Here is a 25,651-nt window from a genome sequence, read left to right on the forward strand (position 1 = left end):
AACCCCTTATTCCGCTTTCTTAGCCTCTCATCGCTATTTGTCATAAGTAATGTCACTTTTTTCCATTTAGGAAATAGCCATTCTCGACTTATGATAGGAGTATAGGATTACTGTCGGTCACCTTGAGATCATTCGAGGTGACCCCAATGTATTTGTTAGCAATAAAGAATAACTAAGCTCGGAGAAAGTCATGGCGACTCATTTTGATTACATCTGTATCGGTGGCGGCTCAGGCGGCATCGCATCAGCAAACCGCGCAGCAATGTACGGCGCAAAAGTAGCACTGATTGAAGCACAAGACCTAGGTGGTACCTGTGTGAACGTTGGTTGTGTGCCTAAAAAAGTAATGTGGCACGGTGCTCAAATCGCTGAAGCGATGCATTTATACGCAGAAGATTACGGCTTCGATGTGGATGTAAAAGGCTTTGACTGGAGCAAGCTCGTTGAAAATCGCCAAGCCTACATTGGCCGTATCCACCAATCTTACGACCGTGTACTTGGTAACAACAAAGTAAATGTTATCAAAGGTTTCGCTAAGTTTGTCGATGAGAAAACGGTTGAAGTAAACGGTGAACACTACACGGCAGACCACATTCTTATCGCAGTTGGTGGCCGCCCGACTATTCCCAACATTCCAGGAGCGGAGTACGGCATCGACTCAAACGGTTTCTTCGAGCTAAACGAGCAACCTAAACGTGTTGCGGTTATCGGTGCCGGTTACATTGCGGTTGAAATCGCAGGCGTACTGAACGCGCTTGGTACTGAAACACACCTATTCTGCCGTAAAGAGTCACCACTACGTAGCTTTGACCCAATGATCATCGAAACGCTGGTTGAAGTGATGGAAGCAGAAGGTCCAACCCTACATACACACTCAGTACCGAAAGAAGTGGTAAAAGAAGCAGACGGCAGCCTGACTCTGCACCTAGAAAACGGTAACACTCAAAACGTTGACCAACTGATCTGGGCAATTGGTCGTCATCCTGCGACTGATGCCATCAACCTAGCTTCAACAGGTGTGGCAACCAACGACCGTGGTTACATCAAAGTAGACGAATTCCAAACGACTAACGTGCCTGGTATCTACTGTGTTGGAGATATCATGGAAGGCGGTATCGAACTAACACCAGTGGCAGTTAAAGCAGGCCGTCAGCTATCTGAGCGCCTATTTAACAACAAGCCAAACGCTAAGATGGACTACGACTTAGTCCCAACGGTGGTGTTTAGCCACCCGCCAATTGGCACTATCGGCTTAACCACTCAAGAAGCGGAAGAGAAGTACGGCAAAGATAACATCAAGGTATACACCTCTGGCTTTACGGCAATGTACACAGCCGTTACCAAGCACCGTCAACCTTGTAAGATGAAGCTAGTGTGTGCTGGTGAAGAAGAAACAGTTGTTGGCCTTCACGGCATCGGCTTCACGGTCGATGAAATGATTCAAGGCTTCGGTGTTGCTATGAAGATGGGCGCAACCAAAGCAGACTTCGACTCTGTTGTTGCTATCCACCCAACGGGCTCTGAAGAGTTCGTTACTATGCGCTAAACCGCAGTAAGTCATTAGACATAATAAAGGGCCATCAACCTAAGTTGATGGCCCTTTTGTTTGGCAATCGAATCACTAAGCGCTAGTTGATCGCACGTACCAGCTCAGCGATACCTTCCCAATCACCGTTATCCATCATAGCGGTTGGTACCATCCAAGTGCCGCCACAGGCTACGACAGATTTCAGCGCTAGGTAGTCGGCTACGTTAGATGGGCTTACACCGCCAGTTGGCATGAAGTTAACTGGGTAGACTGCTGTCAGTGCTTTTAGCATAGACACACCGCCAGATGGCTCAGCTGGGAAGAATTTTAGGGTCTTCAAACCCATCTCCATAGCTTGCTCAACAAGGCTTGGGTTGTTCACACCCGGAACAATCACCGCACCACGTTGCTGACAGTATTTCACCGTCGTAGGGTTTAGCCCTGGGCTTACAATGAAATCAACACCAGCATCAATTGCGATATCAACTTGCTCTGTTGTTAACACGGTACCCGCGCCAATAAGCAGCTCTGGGTACGCTTCACGCATGATACGAATTGACTCAGCTGCTGCCTCGGTGCGGAAAGTCACTTCGGCACAAGGTAGGCCATTCTCTACCAACACTTTCGCCAACGGCAGCGCGTGCGCTACGTCGTTGATAGCAATAACTGGGACGATTTTGATTTCTCTTAATCGTTGTTCAATGGTTTTCATGCAGAACCTCTAAAGAATAAAGCTTAATGTAGCAACAATTACGAACGCGATAGTACCCAGTAGGGTTTCCATTACGGTCCACGTTTTCAATGTTGTCTTCTCATCCATTTCTAGCAAGCGCGAAACCAGCCAGAAACCTGAATCGTTAAAGTGAGACAGTACCGTTGCACCACCTGCAATTGCAATAACGATAAAACATAAATCGAGTTCGCTCAGGCCAGTTGAAGCTGCAACAACTGGTGCAATCAACGCTGCAGTAGTCGTCAGTGCGACCGTTGCAGAACCTTGAGCTACACGCAAACAGGTTGAAATGACAAATGCAGCAACAATCACTGGCATACCTGTGTCAGTTAGAACACCCGCCAGTGCATCACCAATGCCACTCGCGCGAAGTACACCACCGAACATACCACCCGCACCTGTTACTAGAATCACACCACAAATAGGAGCTAGTGACTCACCACAAAGTTTTTCAAGCTTAGCCATGCCGTAATCTTTGGCAAATACCGCAAGACAAACCATCAGCGTGATAAGCAGTGCGACAGGTGTTTTACCTAGCATGCGCAGGAATTCCACGACCGGCGAGCTGCCGTCAATCACGCCAGCAACCGCCAATGTATTTAGGCCTGTATCTAAACAGATAAGAATGACAGGGAGCACAAGGATGCTCATTACTGTGCCGAACTTAGGCAGCTTAGACTCATCCACTACCGTGTCGCTGTTGAAGAACGCTTTCGAAAGTGGGATATCAAATTTCTTACCTGCATATAAACCGTATAGGTAAGCGCCGAAGTACCAAGTTGGAATAGCAACGAGAATACCTACCACTAGCAGCAAACCAATATTCGCGCCTAGGAAATCCGCGGCTGCAACTGGGCCTGGGTGTGGAGGAACAAAACCGTGCATTACCGCAAATGCACCAGCAGATGGCAGAGCATATTTAATCGGAGAGCCGCCAAATCGCGCAGCAACACTTAGGATGATAGGCATCATCACCACAAGGCCGGCATCAAAGAAGATTGGGAAGCCGAACAAGAGTGACGCTACACCTAAAGCGAATGGCGCGCGCTCTTTACCAAAGCGACCAATCAAAGTATCTGCCAGCACTTTTGCACCGCCAGTCACTTCAAGAATTTTACCAATCATGGCACCAAGACCAACCAGCAATGCAACCGAGGCAAGTGTTCCACCGAACCCTCCCATCATGGTTGGCACCACTTGGTCTGTCGTAACGCCAGTCGCCAACGCAGTCAGCAAGCTGACAATGGTCAGAGACGCGAACGCGTGCACTTTCAGTTTAATAATCAATACCAACAACGCAGCAATAGCAAGGGCTGCAATCGTCAGTAAGTAGGTTGGGTCAGAGGCTTGGGCTAGCTGCTCCATAAGTTCACCTTTCAAAAATTATTGTTTGTGTTGTAGTTCACATTTATTTTAGTTACCGGTAACATGTTACCGATAACATGAATAAGATAAACCCATATTTTTAAGTGAATGCCAAAATTGGGATCACGCGCAAATTTGTTATGAGGATAGGTTATGGCTGGTAGTAGTGTCATCGTAATGGGCGTCTGCGCATGCGGAAAAAGCACCGTTGGCGAGCATCTAGCAAAGAAGCTCGGGCGTAAATTTATTGATGGAGACGATCTTCATCCACGAGCAAATATTCAAAAGATGTCATCGGGTCAACCGCTAGATGACGAAGATCGTAAGCCGTGGCTGGAACGTATCCGTGATGCTGCTTATAGCTTAGAAAGCAAAAACGAACATGGCATCATTGTTTGTTCGGCACTAAAGAAAAAGTACCGAGATCAAATCCGTGAAGGTAACCATAACGTGACGTTTCTGTTCCTTGATGGCAATCAAGAGCTAATCCTTGAACGAATGAGAAAGCGCCAAGGCCACTTCATGAAGGAAAACATGGTGAAGAGCCAGTTCGAAACCTTAGAACGCCCAGACCATGAACCACAAACTCTAGTCATCAACATTGATGGTGAGATTAGTGATGTGGTCGAGCGTGCGGCCGCAGGCCTAACGCAAAGCCAAGAGGTAGCATAATGACTCATTCTGTAATTTTGGCGGTGACGGAACGATTACGTAACCGCAGCCAAGCAACACGTACTGAGTTTCTCAAACGCACGCAAGCTCAAGCCGCTTTAGGCAAGGGCCGAGCAGGTTTGTCCTGCGGAAATCTAGCACATGCGGTGGCGGCTTCTTGCTCAAGCGAGAAAAAATCGATCCTCGATTTCACTCAGTCCAATGTTGCATTGATCAGCTCCTACAACGATATGCTCAGCGCCCACCAGCCCTATCAGCACTACCCTGATCAAATCAAACAGGTACTGGCTCAGTATGGTCATACTGCGCAAGTCGCAGGCTGTGTTCCAGCGATGTGTGATGGGGTGACTCAAGGCCAAGCTGGTATGGATATGTCTCTGTTTTCCAGAGACTTAATTGCCCAGTCGACAGCGATGTCCCTAAGCCATAACGTATTTGACTCTACTCTGCTGCTGGGGATCTGCGACAAGATCGCACCGGGGCAACTGATGGGCGCCCTCTCTTATGCTCACCTCCCTACTGCATTTATACCGGCAGGCTTAATGGCGACGGGGATCAGCAACGAAGAGAAAGTCGATGTTCGCCAGAAATACGCTGCGGGTGAAGTGGGTAAAGATGCGCTACTCGATATGGAGTGCCGCGCTTATCACTCGCCGGGCACCTGTACTTTCTATGGCACTGCCAATACCAACCAGCTGGTCTTTGAAGCCATGGGCCTAATGCTACCGGGGTCCGCCTTTGTTCACCCACATTCGGAGCTTCGCCAAGCATTAACTGAGCACGCAGCCATGAAAATCGCATCCATGACTGAAGGTTCGGCGCACTTCCGCCCATTATCGGAAGTCGTAACTGAAAAGAGCCTCATCAACGGTATCATCGCACTGCTGGCTTCAGGGGGCAGCACCAACCATAGTATTCATATGGTCGCGGTCGCTCGCGCTGCTGGACTTATCTTAACTTGGCAAGACATCAGTGATCTGTCTGAAGTGGTGCCGCTGCTCGCCCGCGTCTATCCAAATGGACCAGCGGACATGAATGCCTTCCAGCAAGCGGGGGGCGTACCGGCACTATTACAACGGTTAGATCAATCTGACCTACTCCACCGCGACGTAACACCAGCATTTGGTGACTTTGCCAGCCAAATGAGCTTACCGGAGATCCAAAACGGTCAGCTGCAATGGGTAGCTTGCCAGCAATCAGGCGATAGCGATGTAATCGCAGCACCAGACAAGGTATTCCAAGCTACTGGCGGCACACGTGTACTAAAAGGTAATTTGGGTAATGCGGTAGTAAAAGTCTCGGCTGTGAAAGAAGACCAACGCATTATTGAAGCGCCAGCTAAAGTGTTCCAATGCCAGCATCAAGTCGAAGCAGCCTATCAGCGTGGCGAGCTCAACCAAGACTGTATTGTTGTTGTGACTCACAATGGCCCTGCAGCCAACGGTATGCCTGAGCTGCACAAACTAATGCCAATTCTAGGTAATGTGCAAAAATACGGTTTCCAAGTGGCATTGGTGACAGATGGGCGCTTATCTGGCGCATCAGGCAAGATTCCTTCTGCTATCCACCTTTCTCCAGAAGCACTGCGTGGTGGAGCGATTGGTTTGGTGCGCGATGGTGACATTATCCGCCTTGATTGTCAGTCAGGCGAACTGAATAACCTTACAGACACCAGTGGCCGTGACACATTAAGCGTGAACACTGAATCTGAACAGCAAACTTGGGGACGTAACTTGTTTAGTGTGATGCGACATAACGTATCCAGCGCAGAGCAAGGGGCTAGTTTTATCGTCTAGACATCTTTCTGGACGGAACAATAACGACAAAAAGGGCGAAGCCATTGGCTTCGCCCTTTACGTTGTTCCTATTCATTCAAAGCGATTAGATGCTCTCGCCTTCAGTGATCTGGTAGCCCATATCGACAATGGACTGTTCTACTTCTTCGCCTTTTAGGCGAGCCAATAGGAGTTCGGCACTCTTTTCACCAATCTGAAAACGGGGTGTATCGACACTGGTCAGTTTAGGACTGATTGTTTGGCCAATATCCAACGCATTGTAGCCCACAACCGACAATTGCTGAGGCACTTGAATCCCACGCTTTTGGGCACTGAGTAAGGTACCAATCGCAATGTCATCGTTAGTACAAAATACCCCATCCAGATCTGAGTGCTCGGCAAGCGCTTTATCGAGCAGAGCATCGGCGAGCGAGAAACTTGAGTGCTCCTCGGTAAGAATGTGTTTAACCTCAAGCCCAGCTTCCTGCATCGCTCGATCATAGCCTTGCATACGGAGCTGAGTACGAGTATCCAATCGTGCGCCAAAGTAAGCAATTGAACGCTTGCCGGCTTCTATCATGCGCTTCACAACATGGTAAGACGCATCAACGTGGTCCAATCCGACCGCCATATCAATTGGCGCTTCAGGCAATTCCATCGTTTCTACCACAGGTACACCAGCATTCTTAATCATCTGCAAAGTACGCGGAGTGTGGTGACTCTCAGTTAAGATAAGTCCATCCACTTGGTACGACAGCAAAGAGGCAATCTTGCGCTCTTCTTCTTCCACATCATAGCTAAAGTGTGCCAGCAACGTTTCATAGCCATTGGCACGCGTGACGGTTTCAATACCTTGAACGAAAGACGCGAAAATTTGGTTTGATAATGATGGCAACAGCACACCAATCGCTTTACTGGAAGACTTCGATAGCATAGCGGGTGCACGGTTTTCGATATAGCCTACTTCCTCGATCACTGCAGCGATTTTAACGCGAGTTTTTTCAGCCACGGATTCGGGATTACGCATGTAGCGTGATACCGTCATCTTTGTTACGCCCACTTTATCTGCGACATCCTGAAGCGTTGTGCGGTTCTTTTTATTTTGTTGAGACATAGAGTTTTTATTGAGCCGTCATTTGAGTTGGTAATAATGTTACTTGTAACATTATTACCAACTTGCATCACTCGACACAAGCTTAGTTCTGTAATTGAGGGAGAGAAGTGTGTTAGGTGTGGAATTAAAAACCAACCAAGGTAATTTTTCCTGCTTCGAAGCCTTCTAGCTCACAGGAAAAATCGATGCGCTTGTCAGCCCCTTTTCCATACAGCACTTCCAACTTATCGAAGGCTTTGGCGACAAAGCTGACGTTCTTCAGCTTCAAGCTCTTACGGGTTTGGTTATCCAGAAATGCCAACGATGACGCTTCAAGTACCTTTTGACAGCTTTCAGCCATCTCGTTACTCAAAGTCTGGCTACCTAGAGCCTGTTTGAGTTGTTGAGGAGAAATTTTTGATGAACCTTGAGCCATAACGCAAATGGCATGCATATCGAGCAACGCCACCGCGCGAGGTTTTTGAGTATCGGGGTCGGCATAGATCGCCATTAAGCACGGCACTTTGGTTTCATCGAACGGTTGCTGCGGAATCGCTTTAAGGGTGATGCCATCCCCGACGGCCTTTTTCAGCAATTTTTCTAGTTGAGTGAGTTTTGGAAGGGCGAGCTCTTCATGAACTTCGACTCCTTCACCCGCATCCAATAGCCCCTGCTCTATGGAATATACCAGTGGGCGAAGCTCTCGATGCAGGGCTTCGTCGTCGAATGGCTTCGATAGAACGAACAAGGCCCCTGCGTTTTCGGCTTGTTTAATATGTGGCGGGTCATCGACAGTGGTGAGCATCGCAACCTTAATGCCTTGATTAAGCTGCATGATTTCTTTGGTTAGCTCTAAGCCGCTTTTTTCCGGCATATACCAATCGGTCAGCACAATATCAGGGTGCCAGCTCTCAACGATCTCTAGAGCTTTCACTCCATTTTCAGCGGTCTGAATTGTTAAGCGGCGGTAGTCGAACGCCTCTAATGCGCGTCGAATTATCTCTACGGTCGCCTTGCTATCATCAACAATTAATATTTTCACAGCATGCTTTTCTAGCCCTAACCTGTTCAAAGTATAGGCACATTTTTCAGTAACAACTAAACTTACCCCGAGAGAAACTAACTGTTCTGGGTGTTAAAAATGTCAATACAGGAACTACTCACAGAGAAAGTGTTATCCATACTGGCGATTGATCTCGGCTTAGTCATCTTGCTGATGTGGTTTCTGATCTTGCTCCTTATCATCCGTGAGTTTAGAAAGTTTGCTCAAAAGTTCTCTCAGCCCGCCTCTGGAGCTGATGGTTTGGACCCTGCCACGCTCCAGTTGTGCCAACAATCAGTGGATAACGCACTCAACTACACCTCTGAAAATGGCGATACGCTGAACGACTTAATCCAGATTCAAAAAGCGCTTGAGCAGCAAGTCGCCATCATTCAAAAATCGACCGGGGGTAATATTAGCCCAGAAGACCAAGCGTCTATCGATGAACTCAATAAAAAGCTCAACAAGTCCCATAAGCTGATCCGCAAACTCAAAGGCGACCTAGATAAGAGCGTGAAAGGGCTCAAAATGACCCGTAAAAAGCTATTCGACCAAAATGATACGGTAGAGAGCTTGCGTGAAGAAAAAGCCGCAGTAGAGAAAGAGTTCGAGAAACTAGAAGAAGAATATATTCAGATAAGCAAAGCGGGCGGTTTCTATGAAATGGCACAAGGCTATCAAGCCGAGAAGAAAGAATTGCTGGAAACCATCGAACAATATAAAGAGTTGGCCGATCAAGGCGGTGGTAACTCAGAAGAACTAGAAAGCATGCAACAAGAGCTACAAAACACGCTGCTCCAGCTTGAGCACATGACTAAAGAAAAAGAGTTTGTCGAAAAACGCTATTTAGATTTAGTGGATGGTGCCAAAGACTAGTTACCCTCTGCAGCTATTTCACGCAAATCACATTGAGTAGCGAAGTCCCTTTCAACTGGCTGATTTTTCCGCTGGTAAATAGCCCTTTTTTGGCAAAGCCCCAGTACGGCAGGTGCATTGGCCACTTTTCCGTTTCCATGACTTTGGATTCCAGCAACTGCTTCCACTCTGCTTCGACGGGTAAGCGCATCGCTAGGCTACTGCAGGTTTTGCTCGCAGTTTGGTAGTTCATACGGTTCCAAGGCAAGCTATGTTCCATATAGAACTCTTTGTGCATCATTTTGTACGGCACGGCGTATTTCAGCCCAGAGACAGTGGTACTAAGGCGAATGTCGATATCGTTGCTTGGTTTGTCTGCACCCACTACAGGTAATGCTTTTGCGACAGGGGCGCTCTGTGGGTTCGCTACAGGTGCTTTAGTCGCCGCTGTCTTGGTAGGCTCTGCTTTATTGGTTTTAGAAGCTGATGGTTTTGTGGCTGGTTTGGCTGCTACTACCTTAGCAGCAGGTTTCGACTCCATTGCCACTTGTGGTTTCGCTTTCGTCCCTTTAACCACTTCACGAATGAAGGCTTCCTTGTAACCTGATACTTTCTTTACCTTGCGTAGCTCTGTGCTGGCTTTGGCAAACTCGTTGTACGGCCCAATCAAACAGCGGTAGCCTTTTGCTTCAGGCTTAGCCCAAACATCGACAGAAATTTTTTCGTACAGTTTTGCTGCTTTGGCTAACGGTAGAGGTTTCGAATAGACCCCACATTGAATCCAGAATACAGATTCTTGCCCTTTCGGCTGTTGCTTGCCCCACAATCCCTTGCCTATTGGGCAAGATTTGTCGAGAACAGGAAGTTGACTGGTGGATGCTTGAGTTGCATCGCAAAGGAACTCTTCTGCCATTGCTGGGCTGGAAATAGCCGGTAAAGCCAATACAGCAACGCTCAAAAGCTTGGTTAAAGCCGTGATCGACTTGGCTGCCATTTTACTATCCATACTCTCTACTAAACCTTATCTACTGCGATATTCTTTCACGTTCAGTGTTGAGAAAACGTGAATACATCATTCGCCGCAAGAAGTGCGTGCCATCCTGCTCACACCAACCTTGCCGTGACATCATTACTATAAAAACAATGCAAAAAAAGAGCCGTAATTGCTTACGACTCTAGTTTAGGTAGATTATTGATTAGAAATCAATTGGCTCCGATCACCCTTTGTAGATTTTAGGGTTAAATACGTCGCGTAACCAGTCACCAAGTAGGTTAATAACCAAAACAAGAGTAACCAGTACGATGCCAGGGAATGCAGTGATCCACCAAGCACCTGAGAAGATGTAGTTAAAGCCAATGCTGATCAAGGCACCCAATGACGGCTGGTCTACCGGTAGGCCTAAACCTAGGAACGATAGTGCCGCTTCCGACATGATTGCATTCGCCACCTGTACGGTAGAAATAACCAAGATTGGTGACAGGCAGTTCGGCAGAATGTGGCGGAACATGATACGTGGTGCTTTGAAGCCCATGACACGAGCTGCTTCGACGTATTCCTTCTTCTTCTCAGCCAGTACTGATGCACGAATAGTACGTGCATACTGAGGCCATTCAGCCACACCGATGATCACCACCAGCATCACGACCGCATACTGACTGTAGAAGTCACTGCCGAAACTAGCTTTAAAGATCGCCGACACAATGATCGCAACCATCATGGTTGAGAACGATAACTGAACATCCGCGAAGCGCATTAGGAAACTATCGATACGGCCACCGAAGTAACCCGCAGACAGACCAATAATAATACCGAGAACCAGTTGTAGGCCAACCGCTAAGAAACCAATCGTTAGCGATAAGCGCGAGCCATAAAGAATAGTCGAAAGAATATCGCGACCTTGCTCGTCAGTACCCAGAACGAAACGCTCATCGCCATCTTCCATCCATGATGGAGGCAGCTCTGAGTCCATGATATCGATCGATGATAAGTCGTAAGGGTCCGTCGGTGACAGAATCGGTGCAGCAAGTGCCAACACCAAGAACACCATAAACACACTAAAGCTCGCCATAGCGACTTTATCGCGCTTAAAGTAATACAGAAAATCCGACTGTTTGAAACGCTCCCAACGAGATGGAGCTGCTGATACTTGTTCCATTATTAAGCTCCTTTACCAGTTAGGTTCACGGTTGGGTTGATCACACCGTACAGCAAGTCAACGATCGTGTTAGTCACAACGAAAATCAGGCCAACGAAGATAACGTAAGCAGTGATAAGCGGAGTATCTACACGGTTAATTGCTTCTAGGAAAAGGAAGCCCGTACCAGGCCACTGGAATACGGTCTCAGTAAGGATGGTGTAAGCCACCATAGTACCAATTTGAACACCACCGACTGTCAGTACCGGTAGCATGGTATTTTTCAGTGCGTGCTGGTAGTAGATTTTATTAAGCGCTAAGCCTTTCGCCTTACCAAACTTAATGTATTCAGAGCTCAGCACTTCTAGCATTTCAGAACGTACCAAACGGATGAACAGTGGCAGCATGATGGACGCCAGTGCAATACAAGGCAAGATTAGGTGCGCTAAGCCATCAAGCGTGAAGAAACCCGACTCCCAGCCTAATACGTTGGCGGTTTCACCCCGCCCATAGGACGGCAACCAGCCGAGTTCGATAGAGAAAACATACATCAACATTATCGCGGTTAAGAAGACCGGTATTGAAATCCCGATACTACTGAACGCCATTACTGCTTTGGTAAATATACTTTTTGGGTGAATGGCAGAGTAGACACCGAGTGGAATAGAACACACGACAATGATTAAGGTTGCGCCGAACACCAACTCGAGCGTCGCAACTAATTTATCTAAAATCACTTCAACAGCAGGACGCTTGAAGAAGTATGAAGTACCAAGATCGCCCTGTAGAGCTGCGCCTACAAAACGAGTGTATTTTGTAACGAAGGGATCATTTAGGCCCAGTTCATCACGCAGTGCTTGACGCTCTGCTTCCGAAACCGACTGCCCCACAAGCTCACGCAACGGGTCACCCAGGTTATCCTGAATGGCAAACGCCACCAAACTGATCACAAACATCACTATCAGTGCCTGAAACAGGCGCTTGACCAGAAACGAAAACATTCCTTGCCCCTTAAACTATCCATAGATTTCAGTCTGAATTACGGTGCCTAGCCCGACTGAAACAAAGCTAGGCACCCTATCTTTCCCAGTATTCAAGCTTCCATGTGGACGCCTGAATACTTAACTTTTACAGTGAGTTGTTACTTAACAACTAGGTCACCGAAGTAAGGGAAGTTCATCGCGTTTACGATTGGAGCGATATCTACGTTAGATTTCGCGCCCCATGCTAGGTTCTGCCAGTGTAGAGGAACGAACGCTGCTTCGTTGTATAGCGTTGCTTCTACTTTCTGTAGCATTTCTGCACGTTTCGCTGGGTCAGTTTCTACGTTAGACGCCGTTACTAGTTCATCTAGCTCTGGGTTTGAGTAGTGACCACAGTTGTATTGGCCTTTACCAGTCTCTTCGTTACGAGTCATGGTTAGGAACTCAGAGAAGTTCGCTGAATCTTCTGTATCTGAGTGCCAGCCGATCATTAGCATGTCTGCTGCACACTTATCGAACTCAGGCCAGTACTGCGCTTTAGGCATTGTCTTCAGGTCAACTTTGATGCCGATCTTAGAAAGCATTGCCGCTGTCGCTTGTGCGATTTTCGCATCGTTAACGTAGCGGTTGTTAGGTGCCATCATAGTTAGCGTGAAGCCATCTTCGTAGCCCGCTTCCTTCATTAGCTCTTTCGCTTTCTTCAGGTCGTAGCGTGGCACTAGATCAGCTTGGTAGCCTGCGTAACCTTCAGGACCTTGTTGACCAGCAACAGTAGCGAAGCCTTTCATGATTTTCTTCACGATACCTTCGTTGTTCACTGCGTGAACAATCGCTTGACGAACGCGAACATCTTTAAGTGCTTCATTGCTGTTTTGGTTCATTTGGAACGTGATGATACGAGTACCTGGTAGTGTTACTAGGTCAACGCCATTTGCACCTTTCACACGCTTGTGATCGTTTGGTGCTACTGGAGCAATCATATCTACGTCACCAGAAAGAAGTGCAGCAACACGTGTTGCGTCTTCTTTGATTGGTACTAGAGTTAGCTTGTCAACGTTACCCGTGTCTTTGTCCCAGTAATCGCCAAAGCGCTCAAACGTTACTTTTACGCCTTGCTCGCGCTGAGTCACGATGAATGGACCAGTACCAGAAACGTTGGTTGAAGCGAACGAGTTACCGTGCTTAACCACTTCAGACTTGTCTTTGCCATCTTCTGTCTTACCAGAGTAGAACTTGCTGTCCATTGGGAAGATGTAAGTCGCTGTTTGAAGCACTAGTGGGTAAGCGCCTTTAGAAACTAGCTCTACGGTGTAGTCGTCAACTTTAACCATCTTTTCGTACGGTTCGAAGATAGCTTTAAAGTCTGGAGAGTTTTTCAGACGGTCGAACGTCCAAACCACATCATCTGCTGTTAGCTCGTTACCAGAGTGGAACTTCACGCCTTTACGTAGAGAGAAACGGAAAGTCGTGTCATCTACACGCTCCCATTTTTCAGCTAGACGAGGTTCAAAATCCAATTTCTGTGTGTAACGAACTAGTGGATCAAATACCATGTGAGACATTTGTAGCGTGCCGCCAGATAGCTGCTCATGCGGGTCAAGCGATACTGGGTCTGCGTCATACGCTACTGTGATATCTGCTGCCGCTGCGCTAAAGCTTAGGCCTGCTGCCATCAAAGCCACTGCTAGTTTGCTTTTCATGGTTTTCATTGCATAACTCCTTATGCGGGAATCCAAATCCCTAGTTGTTGTGTTTGCTTCTGTTTATTAACGCCAAGCTCGCTTGGCTTTATACCAAAGGTATGGTCACGACTTACGCCGTTTTTACTTCTTCTCTTAAGCCTGTAAATTCAGGCATTAAAGAAATCAGTTGTTTGCTGTATTCATGCTGAGGCGATTGGAACAGTTGCTCGGTAGGAGCCACTTCCAATAGCGTCCCCATCTGCATCACACCCACGCGATCACACATTTGGCGAATCACTGGTAAATCGTGACTAATAAACAGCATGGTGAGGTTTAGCTCATCCTGAAGGTCTTTCAGTAGGTTAAGGATCTGTGCTTGAACCGATACATCCAGAGCAGACGTTGGTTCATCACAAATCAATAAACGTGGGCGGGTTGCCAGTGCACGTGCAATAGAGATACGTTGGCGCTGACCACCAGAAAATTCGTGTGGATACTTCACGCCAGCCATTTTTCCTAGGCCTACGTGATCCAATAGATCGTTGACGATCTGTCTGGTTTCCGTTTCATTACGTGTCAGTTTGTGGAAACGAATTGGCTCCGCAATGATATCGAAAATCTTCATACGCGGGTTCATTGAAGTGTACGGGTTTTGGAATACCATCTGCATTTGACGGCGCAGCGGTCGACGCTCATTTTCCGACTTCAAGCTGGTTAAATCGATACCTTCAAACGTCACTTTGCCAGAGTTTGGCGCATATAAGCCGGCAATCACACGAGCGATGGTCGATTTGCCCGAACCTGACTCACCTACTAGACCAAATGTCTCACCTTCGAACACTTCAAAGCTGACATTGTTTGATGCTTGCACGTACTCTCGGCGACTTTCAAATAACGAATCTTTGGTGACAAAACGTAGGTTAACGTTCTCTACAGTAAGCAGTGAACCACTGTAATCTCGGTGATCTTGGCTCTGACCTAACCAGTGGTTTTTCACATCCAGTGGTTCCATTTCGTGGGCTTCTTCGATGTAGCTCACCAATGGGAAACGAGAAAGTTTTACGTCTGATCGAGGAACAGCAGAAATAAGGCTGCGCGTGTATGGATGGTCGGGATCGCCAAGTACTTTTTTCGTTGGACCGAACTCAACCAAATCACCACGGTACATAACCGCAACGCGATCAGTGACGTTAGATACCACACCCATATCGTGGGTTACCAACATACAACCAACGTTGTTCTTGATACACAATTCACGGATCAAGCTTAGAATTTGGTCCTGAATCGAAACATCCAATGCGGTGGTTGGTTCATCAGCAATAATTAGGTCTGGCTCGCCAGCTAACGCAATTGCGATAACAACACGTTGGCGCATACCACCAGAGAACTGGTGAGGATACTGCTTCAATCGGTTTTCAGGCTGCGGGATACCTACTTGATTCATCAATGACAGCGCGCGTTGATACGCTTCTTCTTCTGTCACTTTCATGTTGGCATGAATCGTTTCAGTCAGCTGCTGCTCAACCGTAAAGAGTGGGTTTAGAGAGGTCATTGGATCTTGGAAAATGAATCCAATTTTAGAACCGCGTACTTTGCGCATCTGTTCAGGAGTTAGGCCAGATACCTTCTCTCCATCAAGGAAAACGTCACCACTCGCGATACGGCCAGGAGGGCTCAACAAGTCAATCACCGCGTTACCCACAGTGGATTTACCTGCACCAGATTCCCCTACTACACCGACAATTTCGCCACGCTCTATATTAAATGATAGTGACTTCACCGCCGCGTGCACGCCATGGCGAGACGGATACTCTATTCGAAGATTTTTAACTTCTAAAAGTGACATTAATCAGACCTCTACTGCTTTGACAGTTTTCTGCCTTGTCTGATACCAACTCAAATATGAAACTGAGCTGGTATTACATTGAATCCATTCTTGTCAGTATATTGTTCTGACAATTTACAAGGTCATCAATTTGGCAAATATTTCACAGAAAAGCAACATATAGAGTATAAAAAGTCGAGTTCGAATTAAAATAGAGCAGCTTAACGACATAACTATGCATTTTGCATGCATTAACTATTGGTAAGACCAATGCAGAGCAAGAGGAGACACAGCCTTACTCTGTAGTTAGATTGGCCATAGAGAGCGGTTTTTATAAAACAATATAAACTTAAGGCAGAGAATAAATCATCAGTAGTTAAAACCACTCAAGCATTAACATAGCAGAAACATAATCCAACCAGATAAATACACCCAGCACTTAACACTAATATTTAAGTTTTATTACAGAATATTACACTGATAAATTTATCTAAATACAAACCTAGACTTATAGACCATAGGTATTGGAACAACTGCAAAGCATAGAAGAACACTAAGTATCTGGTGTGATATTGGTCTTCATTTAACGATATCGCCGAGACTTTTTGACGTAAGCTTAATCAAAGTCACAACAATAGAGAAAAGCAGATAGAGCAGAGACAAACAGCCTGCCTTTTCCCTTTTCGAGCACAGCAACTCACTGCTGGAGAATAAAAAGCTTCGTCATTTATGACGAGTTTTTAATACTGGTGGTGAAGAGACATACCTGAACATCAGGCGGACCCCATTTGGTGCGAATCAATATAAACCAGAATGCAAAAAGCCCTGTTCTTTCGAACAGGGCTTCTAATGCTGATCGGTGAAGAGACATACCTTGAACATCAGACGAACCCCATTTGGTTCGAATCAATATAGAGTAGAACTCAAAAGTAAAAAAGCCTCGTCATTTCTGACGAGGCTTTCTAATGATGGTCGGTGAAGAGGGATTCGAACCCCCGACCCTCTGGTCCCAAACCAGATGCGCTACCAAGCTGCGCTATTCACCGAAATCAATGGGGTGGCTAACGAGATTCGAACTCGCGACCACCGGAATCACAATCCAGGGCTCTACCAACTGAGCTATAGCCACCACTGATTCTTTTTTATAACCGCTGTTGCGATTATTGAAATTGTAGCCGGTGGAGAGCCAATTCAAGGAACTGACGAACCCCCGACCCATTCTTACGTTATCAAGATAACCCAAGAAATAGATAGTGGTCGGTGAAGAGGGATTCGAACCCCCGACCCTCTGGTCCCAAACCAGATGCGCTACCAAGCTGCGCTATTCACCGACGATGTATTTTTTACTTGGTTATACTGCTATTAAAGCAATTTCCAATTTCATCTCGAACTGAATCAAGATAGGAAGCCGAAGCTACCGAAATAATGGGGTGGCTAACGAGATTCGAACTCGCGACCACCGGAATCACAATCCAGGGCTCTACCAACTGAGCTATAGCCACCATTATATTGCCAATTTCACTTACCTTAATAAGCGTCCGGATGGCGCGCCCGAAAGGATTCGAACCTTCGACCTTTGGCTCCGGAGGCCAACGCTCTATCCAGCTGAGCTACGGGCGCATGCCCTATCGGCGGAGTGGAATAATACGTATATCACACTATGCCGTCTAGTACTTTTTCAACTTTTTTTCCCGTTTGATTCCTTTTTGGGCAATTAAAGTGTGACAAAGACCTATTTCAGAAGTTATTCCCCATATAAAGGCAGTAACTTGTTGTTTATTGCAACAAGTTAACAGGATATAATCACCCATTATTTACATTGATTTAACAGCAATAGTGCTATTTGAATCAAAACATACACTCTAGACAATATAAATTGGTAAGCACGCACTTACCTTGGGAATGTGAAGTGAGTTTTATGGATATGTCTCGACGAATGATCAGCGTTTTGTTCGCTGCTTTAACTTTTTCTACAGCAGCATTTGCAGCTGACGTGAGCCAAGAAGAATACGATGCAATCGCAGAGCGCATCAAACCAGTCGGCGATGTTTACCTAGCGGGTAGCGAGCCTGTAGCAGCAGAACCAACTGGCCCTCGTGATGGTGCAACAGTTTACGGTATGTTCTGTACTGCATGTCACAGCTCAGGCGTAAGCGGCGCACCAAAAACAGGTGATGCGGGTGACTGGGCTCCGCGTATCGCACAGGGTAAAGACGTACTAAAAGACCACGCGATTAACGGCTTCAACGCAATGCCAGCGAAAGGTTCTTGTATGGACTGTTCAGACGATGAAATCGTTGCGGCAATTGATCACATGATCAAAGGTCTATAACTCACAAACGTTGAGTGACCCAACAATCGATTAATAAAAGAAAGGCTTGAGCAATTAACTCAAGCCTTTTTTATTTCCTCTATATAGAAGAGCACTTTTTACTTCTTAAACATTGCCCTTAAGTTAGCAATATGAGCTTGGCCTTTTTCCATTCTCTCTTCAGCAGAAACCGGCTTTTTGGTTTGCTCCCATTCCACATCATCAAATGGCAACTCATCTAAGAATCGGCTCTGTGTCGGCTTAATCAACTCACCAAACTGGCGGCGTTCTTTACACATGGTGAAGGTCAGCTCTTTTTGTGCGCGAGTAATCCCCACATACATCAAGCGACGCTCTTCTTCGACGTTGTCTTCGTCAATACTGGTTTGGTGCGGTAATATCCCTTCTTCACTACCAATCAAATAGACATAAGGAAACTCCAGACCTTTTGACGCATGCAAAGTCATCAGTTGTACTGCATCGCTGTCTTCATCTTCTTCTCCTCGCTCCATCATGTCACGTAGAGTCAGGCGCTGAACCACTTCCTTGAGCGTCTTCTCCTCCTGGTCGTAGTTATCACCTTCTAGGTCAGCGACAATCCAAGAATAAAGATCGGATACGTTTTTCATGCGCATCTCTGCCGCTTTCGGGCTCGCCGACGTTTCGTATAGCCAGTCTTCGTAGTTGATGTCGCGAACTAATGAACGTACCGCATCTACCGTATTGCCGCGTTCGGCGTTATCTGAAATAGACACAATCCACTGAGTAAAACGACGCAAGTTTTCCAAGCCTCGACCAGTGAGATGCTGCTCGAGGCCAATCTCAAAGCTGGCTTCAAACAAACTCTTACCTCGCATATTGGCGTAGCTGCCGAGCTTTTCTAGCGTTACAGGGCCAATCTCACGGCGCGGTGTATTTACAATACGAAGAAACGCATTGTCATCATCGGGATTCACTAACACACGCAGGTAAGCCATGATGTCTTTGATTTCCGCACGAGCGAAAAATGAAGTGCCACCCGACAATTTATAAGGCACTCGGTTTTGCATCAGTGACTTTTCGATCAAACGCGATTGGTGATTGCCTCTATATAAGATGGCGTAATCACGATACTCAGTGCGATTGAGGAACTTATGCGCAATGAGCTCACCAGTCACCCGTTCGGCCTCATGCTCTTCATTTTTCGCCAGCAACACTTTGAGCTTTTCACCATCAGGGATCTCTGAGAATAGTGACTTCTCGTAAACGTGTGGGTTATTGGCAATCAAGATGTTCGCAGCACGTAGGATGCGGCTGGTTGAACGGTAGTTCTGCTCAAGCTTAATCAGCCTCAAGTTCGGGTAATCTTCACCAAGCAACACCAAGTTCTGCGGTTTAGCACCACGCCAGGAGTAAATCGACTGGTCATCGTCCCCTACTACCGTCAAGCGACCACGCTCACCAACAATTAAACGCACCAGTTCATACTGGCTGGTATTGGTATCTTGGTACTCATCTACCAGCAAGTAACGAATACGATTTTGCCAGCGCTGACGCACTTCTTCGTTAGTGCGCAGTAAAAGAACAGGCAATGAAATGAGGTCGTCAAAATCGAGCGCGTTATAGGCTTTCATCTGCTTTTGGTACATCTCAAAGCAAAAAGCAAACAGCTGTTGCTGCTCGCCTTGCGCGCGCGCTTTCACTTGCTCTGGCGTCAACATGTCGTTTTTCCAGTTGGAAATAGAGCTGAGTAACTGACGCAGCAGATCTTTATCACCATCCAATTGCTTTTCGGTCAGCTCTTTCAGTAACGCTAACTGGTCTTGGTCATCAAACAGTGAGAAGCCAGCCTTAAGGCCCAGTGCTTTGTACTCGCGACGAATAATATTCAAGCCCAGTGTGTGGAACGTCGACACCATTAAGCCTTTTGCTTCTTGTTTGCCCAGCGTCTGGCCAACACGCTCTTTCATTTCACGCGCGGCTTTATTGGTAAATGTCACAGCAGCAATGTTACGTGCCTTGTAACCACACTGCTGAACCAAATAAGCAATTTTATTGGTAATTACACGGGTTTTACCCGACCCAGCCCCCGCCAGTACTAGGCACGGACCAGAAACGTATTTTACCGCTGCGTCTTGATTTGGGTTCAGCTTCATAGCGTTCTCAGGATGGTAATGGAAATTGGCGACTATAATAATGCTGCAACAGTGCGATTGCTACGCTCTCGTTGACAAGATTTTCACCCATTAAGCGAAATAATAGGTTGCATATACCTATACCTTTTGCACTATAATGAATGAACGTTCATTCACTGACAGCTAAATGTAAACTATGTCTGATTCTGATCCTATGGTAGACAAAAGACAAAAAATCATAGATGCCGCTGAGAAACTGATTGCAGAATCAGGCTTTCAGGGGCTCTCGATGCATAAACTCGCCAAAGAAGCGGGCGTTGCTGCAGGAACGATTTACCGCTACTTCTCTGATAAGGACGACTTGTTGCGACAAGTTCGTTTGGCCGTCATACAACGCAACGCTGAGATTATTCAGCGTGGTGTTGAAAGCTCTATGACGCTAAAAGAACGTTTTCGCAAAATGTGGTTAAACATTTTCGATCTTTCGGGCTCTAACCTAGGAACACTGAAGAATCGTGCTCAGTACGATTCTTTGCCTTGTGTTCGTAGCCACGAAACCAAAGAGATCGAACGCAAAATGTTTAGCAAGGTCGATCAGCTTTTCTCTGAAGGGCGCGAGCAAGGGGTATTTAAATCCCTCGACAACCCAGTGTTAGCTGCACTTAGTTTAGAGGTCAGTGTCACTCTGGCTCGAAAACAATCACTCGGATATTACCATCTGGACCAAGACGCGATTGAAGGCGCGATTGAAGCCAGCTGGGATGCGATTACAAAACACTAATTTGGAGTTCTTATCAGAATGAAAAAGTGGACTTTCTTTATGCTACTTATCGCGATACTACTGTTTGGTAGCGTGATAGGTTTCAATCTATTCAAACAGCAGAAAATCGCTGAGTACTTGGCTAACCGCCCTGAACCTGAGTTCCCTGTCACGGTGACTGAAGTTCAACCCGTTGACTGGGTTCCAGTGATTGAAGCAATCGGCTTTATCGAACCGAATCAAGGTGTGACCATTTCTAACGAAGCGGCCGGCGTCATCGACAAAATCGCATTCAACTCTGGTACTCAAGTAGAACAAGACCAACCGTTGGTTCTATTGGATTCAGATGTAGAAAAAGCGAACTTGAAGAGCTCTCAAGCACGCTTGCCTGCTGCAGAAGCAAAATACAAACGCTACCAGGGCCTATACAAAAAAGGCTCGATTTCTAAAGAAGCGTACGATGAAGCAGAAGCAAACTACTACTCACTGGCAGCAGATATTGAAAGCCTAAGAGCTTCAATCGAACGCCGTGAAATCAAAGCGCCATTTGCGGGTGTCGTTGGTATTCGTAATGTATACCTAGGCCAATACCTACAAGCGGGTACTGACATCGTTCGTTTAGAAGACACCAGTGTAATGCGTCTGCGCTTTACCGTTTCTCAAACGGATATCTCTCGTATCAGCCTTGGCCAGGAAGTCGATATTTTTGTTGATGCTTACCCAGAGAAGCCTTTCAAAGGTTCAATCTCGGCAATCGAGCCTGCGGTAAACATCCAAAGTGGTCTGATCCAAGTTCAAGCGGATATTCCAAACAGCGACGGTACACTGCGTAGCGGTATGTTTGCGCGCGCAAACATCATCCTACCTAAGCTAGATAACCAAGTAACGCTGCCGCAAACCGCAATTACTTTCACTCTATACGGCGACAACGTCTACATCATCACTGAAGAAGATGGTGAGAAGCGCGTTAAGCAACACGTAGTGAAAGTGGGCGAGCGAACTAAAGACATCGCACATATCCTAGAAGGCGTGAAGCCTGGTGATGTAGTTGTCACGTCTGGTCAGGTTCGTCTAAGTAACGACGCAAAAGTTCGTGTAGTAGAAAGCGATGCAACTACTCCACCAGCTGAAACACCAATGCTGTAATTGGAGGCCTCATGCGCTTTACTGATGTTTTTATTAAACGTCCAGTTTTAGCGGTATCGATCAGCTTTTTGATAGCGCTGCTTGGTTTACAAGCCGTATTCAAAATGCAGGTTCGTGAATACCCTGAAATGACAAATACTGTAGTAACCGTCACCACGAGTTACTACGGCGCCAGTGCCGACTTAATCCAAGGCTTTATTACTCAGCCATTGGAGCAAGCCGTCGCGCAGGCAGACAATATCGACTACATGACCTCGTCATCGGTGCTTGGTAGCTCGACGATTACCGTAAACATGAAGTTGAACACCGACCCGAACGCAGCACTGTCTGACATTCTGGCCAAAACCAACTCGGTTCGTTCGCAGCTTCCTAAAGAAGCGGAAGATCCGACGGTAACCATGTCGACCGGTTCTACGACGGCGGTACTCTACATTGGTTTCACCAGTGACGAGCTGTCTTCAAGTCAGATCACTGACTACCTTGAGCGTGTAATCAATCCTCAGCTATTCACCGTAAACGGTGTGTCTAAGGTTGATCTCTACGGTGGTATGAAATACGCACTGCGCGTTTGGTTAGACCCTGCCAAAATGGCGGCGCTTGGCCTAACGGCGACTGATGTGATGAACGTCTTGAATGCCAACAACTACCAGTCGGCGACTGGTCAGGCTGTCGGTGAATTCGTTCTGTATAACGGCAGTGCCGATACTCAGGTATCTAACGTTGAAGAACTGTCGAACCTAGTAGTGAGCTCAGACGAAGGTGACATCACCCGCCTAAGCGATATTGCCAAAGTAACCCTAGAGAAAAGTCACGACGTCTATCGCGCAAGTGCGAATGGTCAGGAAGCCGTGGTTGCAGCGATCAATGCGGCACCAAGTGCAAACCCAATCAATATCGCTGCTGATGTTCTGGATCTGTTGCCTCAACTAGAACGCAACCTGCCTAGCAACATCAAAATGAACGTCATGTACGACTCGACTATCGCGATCAATGAATCCATCAACGAAGTAATCAAAACTATCGTTGAAGCGGCACTGATCGTATTAGTGGTTATCACCCTATTCTTAGGTTCGTTCCGTGCGGTAATCATTCCTATCGTTACCATCCCGCTATCACTAATCGGGGTAGCTATGGTAATGCAGGCGATGGGCTTCTCATGGAACTTGATGACGCTGCTGGCGATGGTACTTGCGATTGGTCTAGTGGTAGATGATGCGATCGTTGTACTGGAGAACGTCGACCGTCACGTTAAGCTTGGCGAATCTCCGTTCCGTGCTGCCATCATCGGTACCCGCGAAATTGCTGTTCCAGTAATTGCGATGACCTTAACGCTGGGTGCAGTATACGCGCCGATTGCGCTAATGGGTGGTATCACCGGCTCGCTCTTTAAAGAGTTCGCGTTAACCCTAGCAGGTGCGGTATTTGTATCGGGAATTGTGGCATTAACCCTGTCTCCAATGATGTGTTCAAAAATGCTGAAGGCGAACGAAGAGCCAAGCAAGTTTGAGCAGAAAGTACATGGTTTCCTAGACCGAATGACTAACCGCTACGCGAAAATGCTTAATGCGGTAATGCAGCACCGCCCTGTGGTGATTGCATTCGCTATTATCGTATTTGCTAGCCTTCCAGCGTTGTTCAAGTTCATTCCAAGTGAACTGGCCCCGTCGGAAGATAAAGGCGTAATCATGCTGATGGGTACAGCGCCATCGAATGCCAACTTAGACTTCATGCAAAATACCATGAATGACGTAAACCGAATTCTGTCTGACCAGCCAGAAGTTTCGTTTGCTCAGGTATTTACTGGTGTACCTAACTCAAACCAAGCCTTTGGTATCGCATCGATGGTGCCTTGGAGTGAGCGTGAAGCTAGCCAATCTGAAGTGGCAAACCGTGTAGGTGGTTTGGTGGGTAATGTTCCTGGTATGGCAGTAACTGCATTCCAGATGCCAGAACTGCCAGGTGCGGGTTCTGGTCTACCGATCCAGTTCGTTATCACGACACCTAATGCGTTTGAAAGCTTGTTTGCTATCACAACTGATATCCTTGCTGATGTGAAATCAAACCCGATGTTCGTTTATTCAGACCTTGACCTGAACTACGACTCGGCAACGATGAAAATCAACATCGACAAAGATAAAGCCGGTGCATATGGCGTAACCATGCAGGACATTGGTATCACGCTAAGTACTATGATGGCTGATGGCTACGTCAACCGTATCGACTTAAACGGTCGTTCTTACGAGGTTATCCCTCAGGTTGAGCGTAAGTGGCGTCTAAACCCAGAATCAATGAACAACTACTACGTTCGCGCGGCGGACGGCCGAGCGGTTCCACTGGGCAGTTTAATCACCATTGATGTTGTAGCAGAGCCTCGCTCACTACCGCACTTCAACCAGCTAAACTCAGCTACCATTGGTGCGGTTCCAGCACCAGGTACAGCAATGGGTGATGCTATCGCATGGTTCGAAAGCACCGCGACAGACAAACTGCCAAATGGCTACAACCACGACTACATGGGTGAAGCTCGCCAATACGTAACTGAAGGTAGCGCTCTTTACGCGACATTCGGTCTCGCACTGGCCATCATCTTCCTAGTTCTGGCGATTCAGTTCGAATCTCTGAAAGACCCGCTGGTTATCATGGTGTCCGTACCATTAGCAATCTGTGGTGCTTTGATCGCCTTAGCATGGGGTGCGGCAACCATGAACATCTACTCGCAGGTTGGTTTGATTACTCTGGTTGGTCTTATCACCAAGCACGGTATCTTGATCTGTGAGGTAGCGAAAGAAGAGCAGCTACACAATAAACTGGGCAAAACAGAAGCGGTGATGGAAGCGGCGAAAGTACGTCTGCGCCCTATCCTAATGACGACTGCAGCAATGATTGCAGGTCTTATCCCGCTTATGTACGCAACAGGTGCAGGTGCCGCACAGCGCTTTAGTATCGGTATTGTAATCGTTGCTGGTCTAGCAATTGGTACTATCTTTACCTTGTTCGTACTGCCAGTGATTTACAGCTACTTAGCTGAGAAACACAAACCACTGCCAGTCTTTGTTGAAGATAAAGACTTAGAGAAACTAGCACGCGTTGATGAAGCGAAAGCGGCACATCGTGAAATGGCTGATAATAATTAGTTGATATAGACTCATCGATAGCAACGAACGTATCGTGTGTTAATCGGTCAACACTTTAAGTAAAAGGTCACTTCGGTGGCCTTTTTTATTGCTTGCTGAACCCTTAATAAGGTCGAATTTTTGCCATCCAAGTAGCGACTTTCTATCGGCAATTACTTAGAATGAGCACAAATTGAAAGGAGTTTTCATCCCCATGTTTGATCCAAAGAAACTAGAGCAAATCGCTAAACAAATTCATGACTCTATGCCAGCTCCTGTAAAAGAGCTTGGTGCAGACGTAGACCAGAAAGTTCGCCAAGTTATCCAAGGCCAACTAAACAAGCTAGACGTAGTAAGCCGTGAAGAATTTGACGTACAAACTCAAGTGCTACTTCGTACGCGCCAAAAGCTGACTGAAATGGAACAAAAGCTCGCTGACCTAGAAGCGAAGCTTGCTGACAAGTAAGCAGTAATCAAAGATACAAAGGGCTGACGTAATACGTCAGCCCTTTTTGTTTT

Annotated in this window: 19 protein-coding genes and 5 tRNA genes; 9 read left to right on the forward strand and 15 right to left on the reverse strand. The window is 46.8% G+C overall.

Annotated elements, in window-relative coordinates; genetic code table 11:
- Nucleotides 1-190 precede the first annotated feature (190 nt).
- Nucleotides 191-1,546 (forward strand): glutathione-disulfide reductase, encoded by a 1,356-nt coding sequence (gene gorA / locus J4N42_RS13855; RefSeq protein ID WP_252028780.1) that lies wholly within the window; start codon nucleotides 191-193, stop codon nucleotides 1,544-1,546.
- An 82-nt stretch (nucleotides 1,547-1,628) separates the two neighbouring features.
- On the opposite strand, the gene J4N42_RS13860 is transcribed toward gorA, so the two are convergent.
- Nucleotides 1,629-2,240 (reverse strand): bifunctional 4-hydroxy-2-oxoglutarate aldolase/2-dehydro-3-deoxy-phosphogluconate aldolase, encoded by a 612-nt coding sequence (locus J4N42_RS13860; RefSeq protein WP_252028782.1) that lies wholly within the window; start codon nucleotides 2,238-2,240, stop codon nucleotides 1,629-1,631.
- Nucleotides 2,241-2,249: 9 nt separating this feature from the next.
- On the reverse strand, nucleotides 2,250-3,626 hold the full coding sequence (locus J4N42_RS13865) for a GntP family permease (RefSeq protein ID WP_252028784.1): 1,377 nt from the start codon (nucleotides 3,624-3,626) through the stop codon (nucleotides 2,250-2,252).
- Between the two features lie 153 nt (nucleotides 3,627-3,779).
- Here J4N42_RS13865 and J4N42_RS13870 point away from each other — a divergent pair, with 153 nt between their 5' ends.
- Nucleotides 3,780-4,298 (forward strand): gluconokinase, encoded by a 519-nt coding sequence (locus tag J4N42_RS13870; RefSeq protein WP_252028786.1) that lies wholly within the window; start codon nucleotides 3,780-3,782, stop codon nucleotides 4,296-4,298.
- On the forward strand, nucleotides 4,298-6,094 hold the full coding sequence (edd, locus tag J4N42_RS13875) for a phosphogluconate dehydratase (RefSeq protein ID WP_252028788.1): 1,797 nt from the start codon (nucleotides 4,298-4,300) through the stop codon (nucleotides 6,092-6,094). Before J4N42_RS13870 ends, edd begins: the two co-directional genes overlap by 1 nt.
- 85 nt (nucleotides 6,095-6,179) lie before the next feature.
- Here edd and J4N42_RS13880 read toward each other — a convergent pair whose 3' ends face one another.
- Both J4N42_RS13880 and J4N42_RS13885 read right to left on the reverse strand, forming a co-directional pair.
- On the reverse strand, nucleotides 6,180-7,187 hold the full coding sequence (locus tag J4N42_RS13880; protein ID WP_252028789.1) for a LacI family DNA-binding transcriptional regulator: 1,008 nt from the start codon (nucleotides 7,185-7,187) through the stop codon (nucleotides 6,180-6,182).
- Nucleotides 7,188-7,311: 124 nt separating this feature from the next.
- On the reverse strand, nucleotides 7,312-8,208 hold the full coding sequence (locus J4N42_RS13885; RefSeq protein ID WP_252028790.1) for a response regulator: 897 nt from the start codon (nucleotides 8,206-8,208) through the stop codon (nucleotides 7,312-7,314).
- Nucleotides 8,209-8,307: 99 nt separating this feature from the next.
- Between J4N42_RS13885 and J4N42_RS13890 the strand changes: the two genes are divergently transcribed.
- Nucleotides 8,308-9,084, forward strand: coding sequence for a chromosome partitioning protein ParA (locus J4N42_RS13890; RefSeq protein ID WP_252028792.1), 777 nt, complete (start codon nucleotides 8,308-8,310; stop codon nucleotides 9,082-9,084).
- Nucleotides 9,085-9,097: 13 nt separating this feature from the next.
- On the opposite strand, the gene J4N42_RS13895 is transcribed toward J4N42_RS13890, so the two are convergent.
- The 10 genes from J4N42_RS13895 to J4N42_RS13940 form a co-directional block, all read right to left on the reverse strand.
- Entirely contained in the window at nucleotides 9,098-10,069 is a 972-nt protein-coding gene (locus J4N42_RS13895) for an SPOR domain-containing protein (RefSeq protein WP_252028794.1), read from the reverse strand.
- Between the two features lie 211 nt (nucleotides 10,070-10,280).
- On the reverse strand, nucleotides 10,281-11,219 hold the full coding sequence (locus J4N42_RS13900) for an ABC transporter permease (RefSeq protein ID WP_252028796.1): 939 nt from the start codon (nucleotides 11,217-11,219) through the stop codon (nucleotides 10,281-10,283).
- A 2-nt stretch (nucleotides 11,220-11,221) separates the two neighbouring features.
- Nucleotides 11,222-12,199: an ABC transporter permease gene (locus J4N42_RS13905; protein WP_252028798.1), complete on the reverse strand. Its 978-nt coding sequence runs from the start codon at nucleotides 12,197-12,199 to the stop codon at nucleotides 11,222-11,224.
- Between the two features lie 140 nt (nucleotides 12,200-12,339).
- Nucleotides 12,340-13,890: an ABC transporter substrate-binding protein gene (locus J4N42_RS13910; RefSeq protein ID WP_252028799.1), complete on the reverse strand. Its 1,551-nt coding sequence runs from the start codon at nucleotides 13,888-13,890 to the stop codon at nucleotides 12,340-12,342.
- Nucleotides 13,891-13,993: 103 nt separating this feature from the next.
- Entirely contained in the window at nucleotides 13,994-15,709 is a 1,716-nt protein-coding gene (locus J4N42_RS13915; protein ID WP_252028800.1) for a dipeptide ABC transporter ATP-binding protein, read from the reverse strand.
- A 948-nt stretch (nucleotides 15,710-16,657) separates the two neighbouring features.
- Nucleotides 16,658-16,734: transfer RNA gene (locus J4N42_RS13920), tRNA-Pro, on the reverse strand.
- Between the two features lie 7 nt (nucleotides 16,735-16,741).
- Nucleotides 16,742-16,817 (reverse strand) — tRNA-His (locus tag J4N42_RS13925).
- Between the two features lie 125 nt (nucleotides 16,818-16,942).
- Nucleotides 16,943-17,019, reverse strand: a tRNA-Pro gene (locus J4N42_RS13930).
- Nucleotides 17,020-17,114: 95 nt separating this feature from the next.
- A tRNA-His gene (locus J4N42_RS13935) sits at nucleotides 17,115-17,190 on the reverse strand.
- Between the two features lie 41 nt (nucleotides 17,191-17,231).
- Nucleotides 17,232-17,308 (reverse strand) — tRNA-Arg (locus J4N42_RS13940).
- A 298-nt stretch (nucleotides 17,309-17,606) separates the two neighbouring features.
- On the opposite strand from J4N42_RS13940, the gene J4N42_RS13945 reads away from it, so the two are divergent.
- Nucleotides 17,607-18,020 carry a c-type cytochrome gene (locus J4N42_RS13945; RefSeq protein ID WP_252028802.1) on the forward strand — a complete coding sequence of 138 codons (414 nt, stop codon included), beginning with the start codon at nucleotides 17,607-17,609 and terminating at the stop codon, nucleotides 18,018-18,020.
- A gap of 98 nt (nucleotides 18,021-18,118) precedes the next feature.
- On the opposite strand, the gene rep is transcribed toward J4N42_RS13945, so the two are convergent.
- Nucleotides 18,119-20,134 (reverse strand): DNA helicase Rep, encoded by a 2,016-nt coding sequence (gene rep / locus J4N42_RS13950; protein ID WP_252028804.1) that lies wholly within the window; start codon nucleotides 20,132-20,134, stop codon nucleotides 18,119-18,121.
- Nucleotides 20,135-20,309: 175 nt separating this feature from the next.
- On the opposite strand from rep, the gene J4N42_RS13955 reads away from it, so the two are divergent.
- From J4N42_RS13955 to ubiK, 4 genes are all read left to right on the forward strand, one after another.
- The gene (locus J4N42_RS13955; RefSeq protein WP_252028805.1) at nucleotides 20,310-20,894 is read left to right on the forward strand and encodes a TetR/AcrR family transcriptional regulator; all 585 of its coding nucleotides are present in this window, start codon (nucleotides 20,310-20,312) and stop codon (nucleotides 20,892-20,894) included.
- Between the two features lie 18 nt (nucleotides 20,895-20,912).
- Nucleotides 20,913-22,019: an efflux RND transporter periplasmic adaptor subunit gene (locus J4N42_RS13960; protein WP_252028806.1), complete on the forward strand. Its 1,107-nt coding sequence runs from the start codon at nucleotides 20,913-20,915 to the stop codon at nucleotides 22,017-22,019.
- An 11-nt stretch (nucleotides 22,020-22,030) separates the two neighbouring features.
- Entirely contained in the window at nucleotides 22,031-25,153 is a 3,123-nt protein-coding gene (locus J4N42_RS13965; RefSeq protein WP_252028807.1) for a multidrug efflux RND transporter permease subunit, read from the forward strand.
- Between the two features lie 193 nt (nucleotides 25,154-25,346).
- Entirely contained in the window at nucleotides 25,347-25,598 is a 252-nt protein-coding gene (ubiK, locus tag J4N42_RS13970) for a ubiquinone biosynthesis accessory factor UbiK (RefSeq protein ID WP_112417885.1), read from the forward strand.
- Nucleotides 25,599-25,651: the final 53 nt, after the last annotated feature.

The sequence above is a fragment of the Vibrio sp. SCSIO 43135 genome, assembly GCF_023716665.1.
Lineage (GTDB): Bacteria > Pseudomonadota > Gammaproteobacteria > Enterobacterales > Vibrionaceae > Vibrio > Vibrio paucivorans.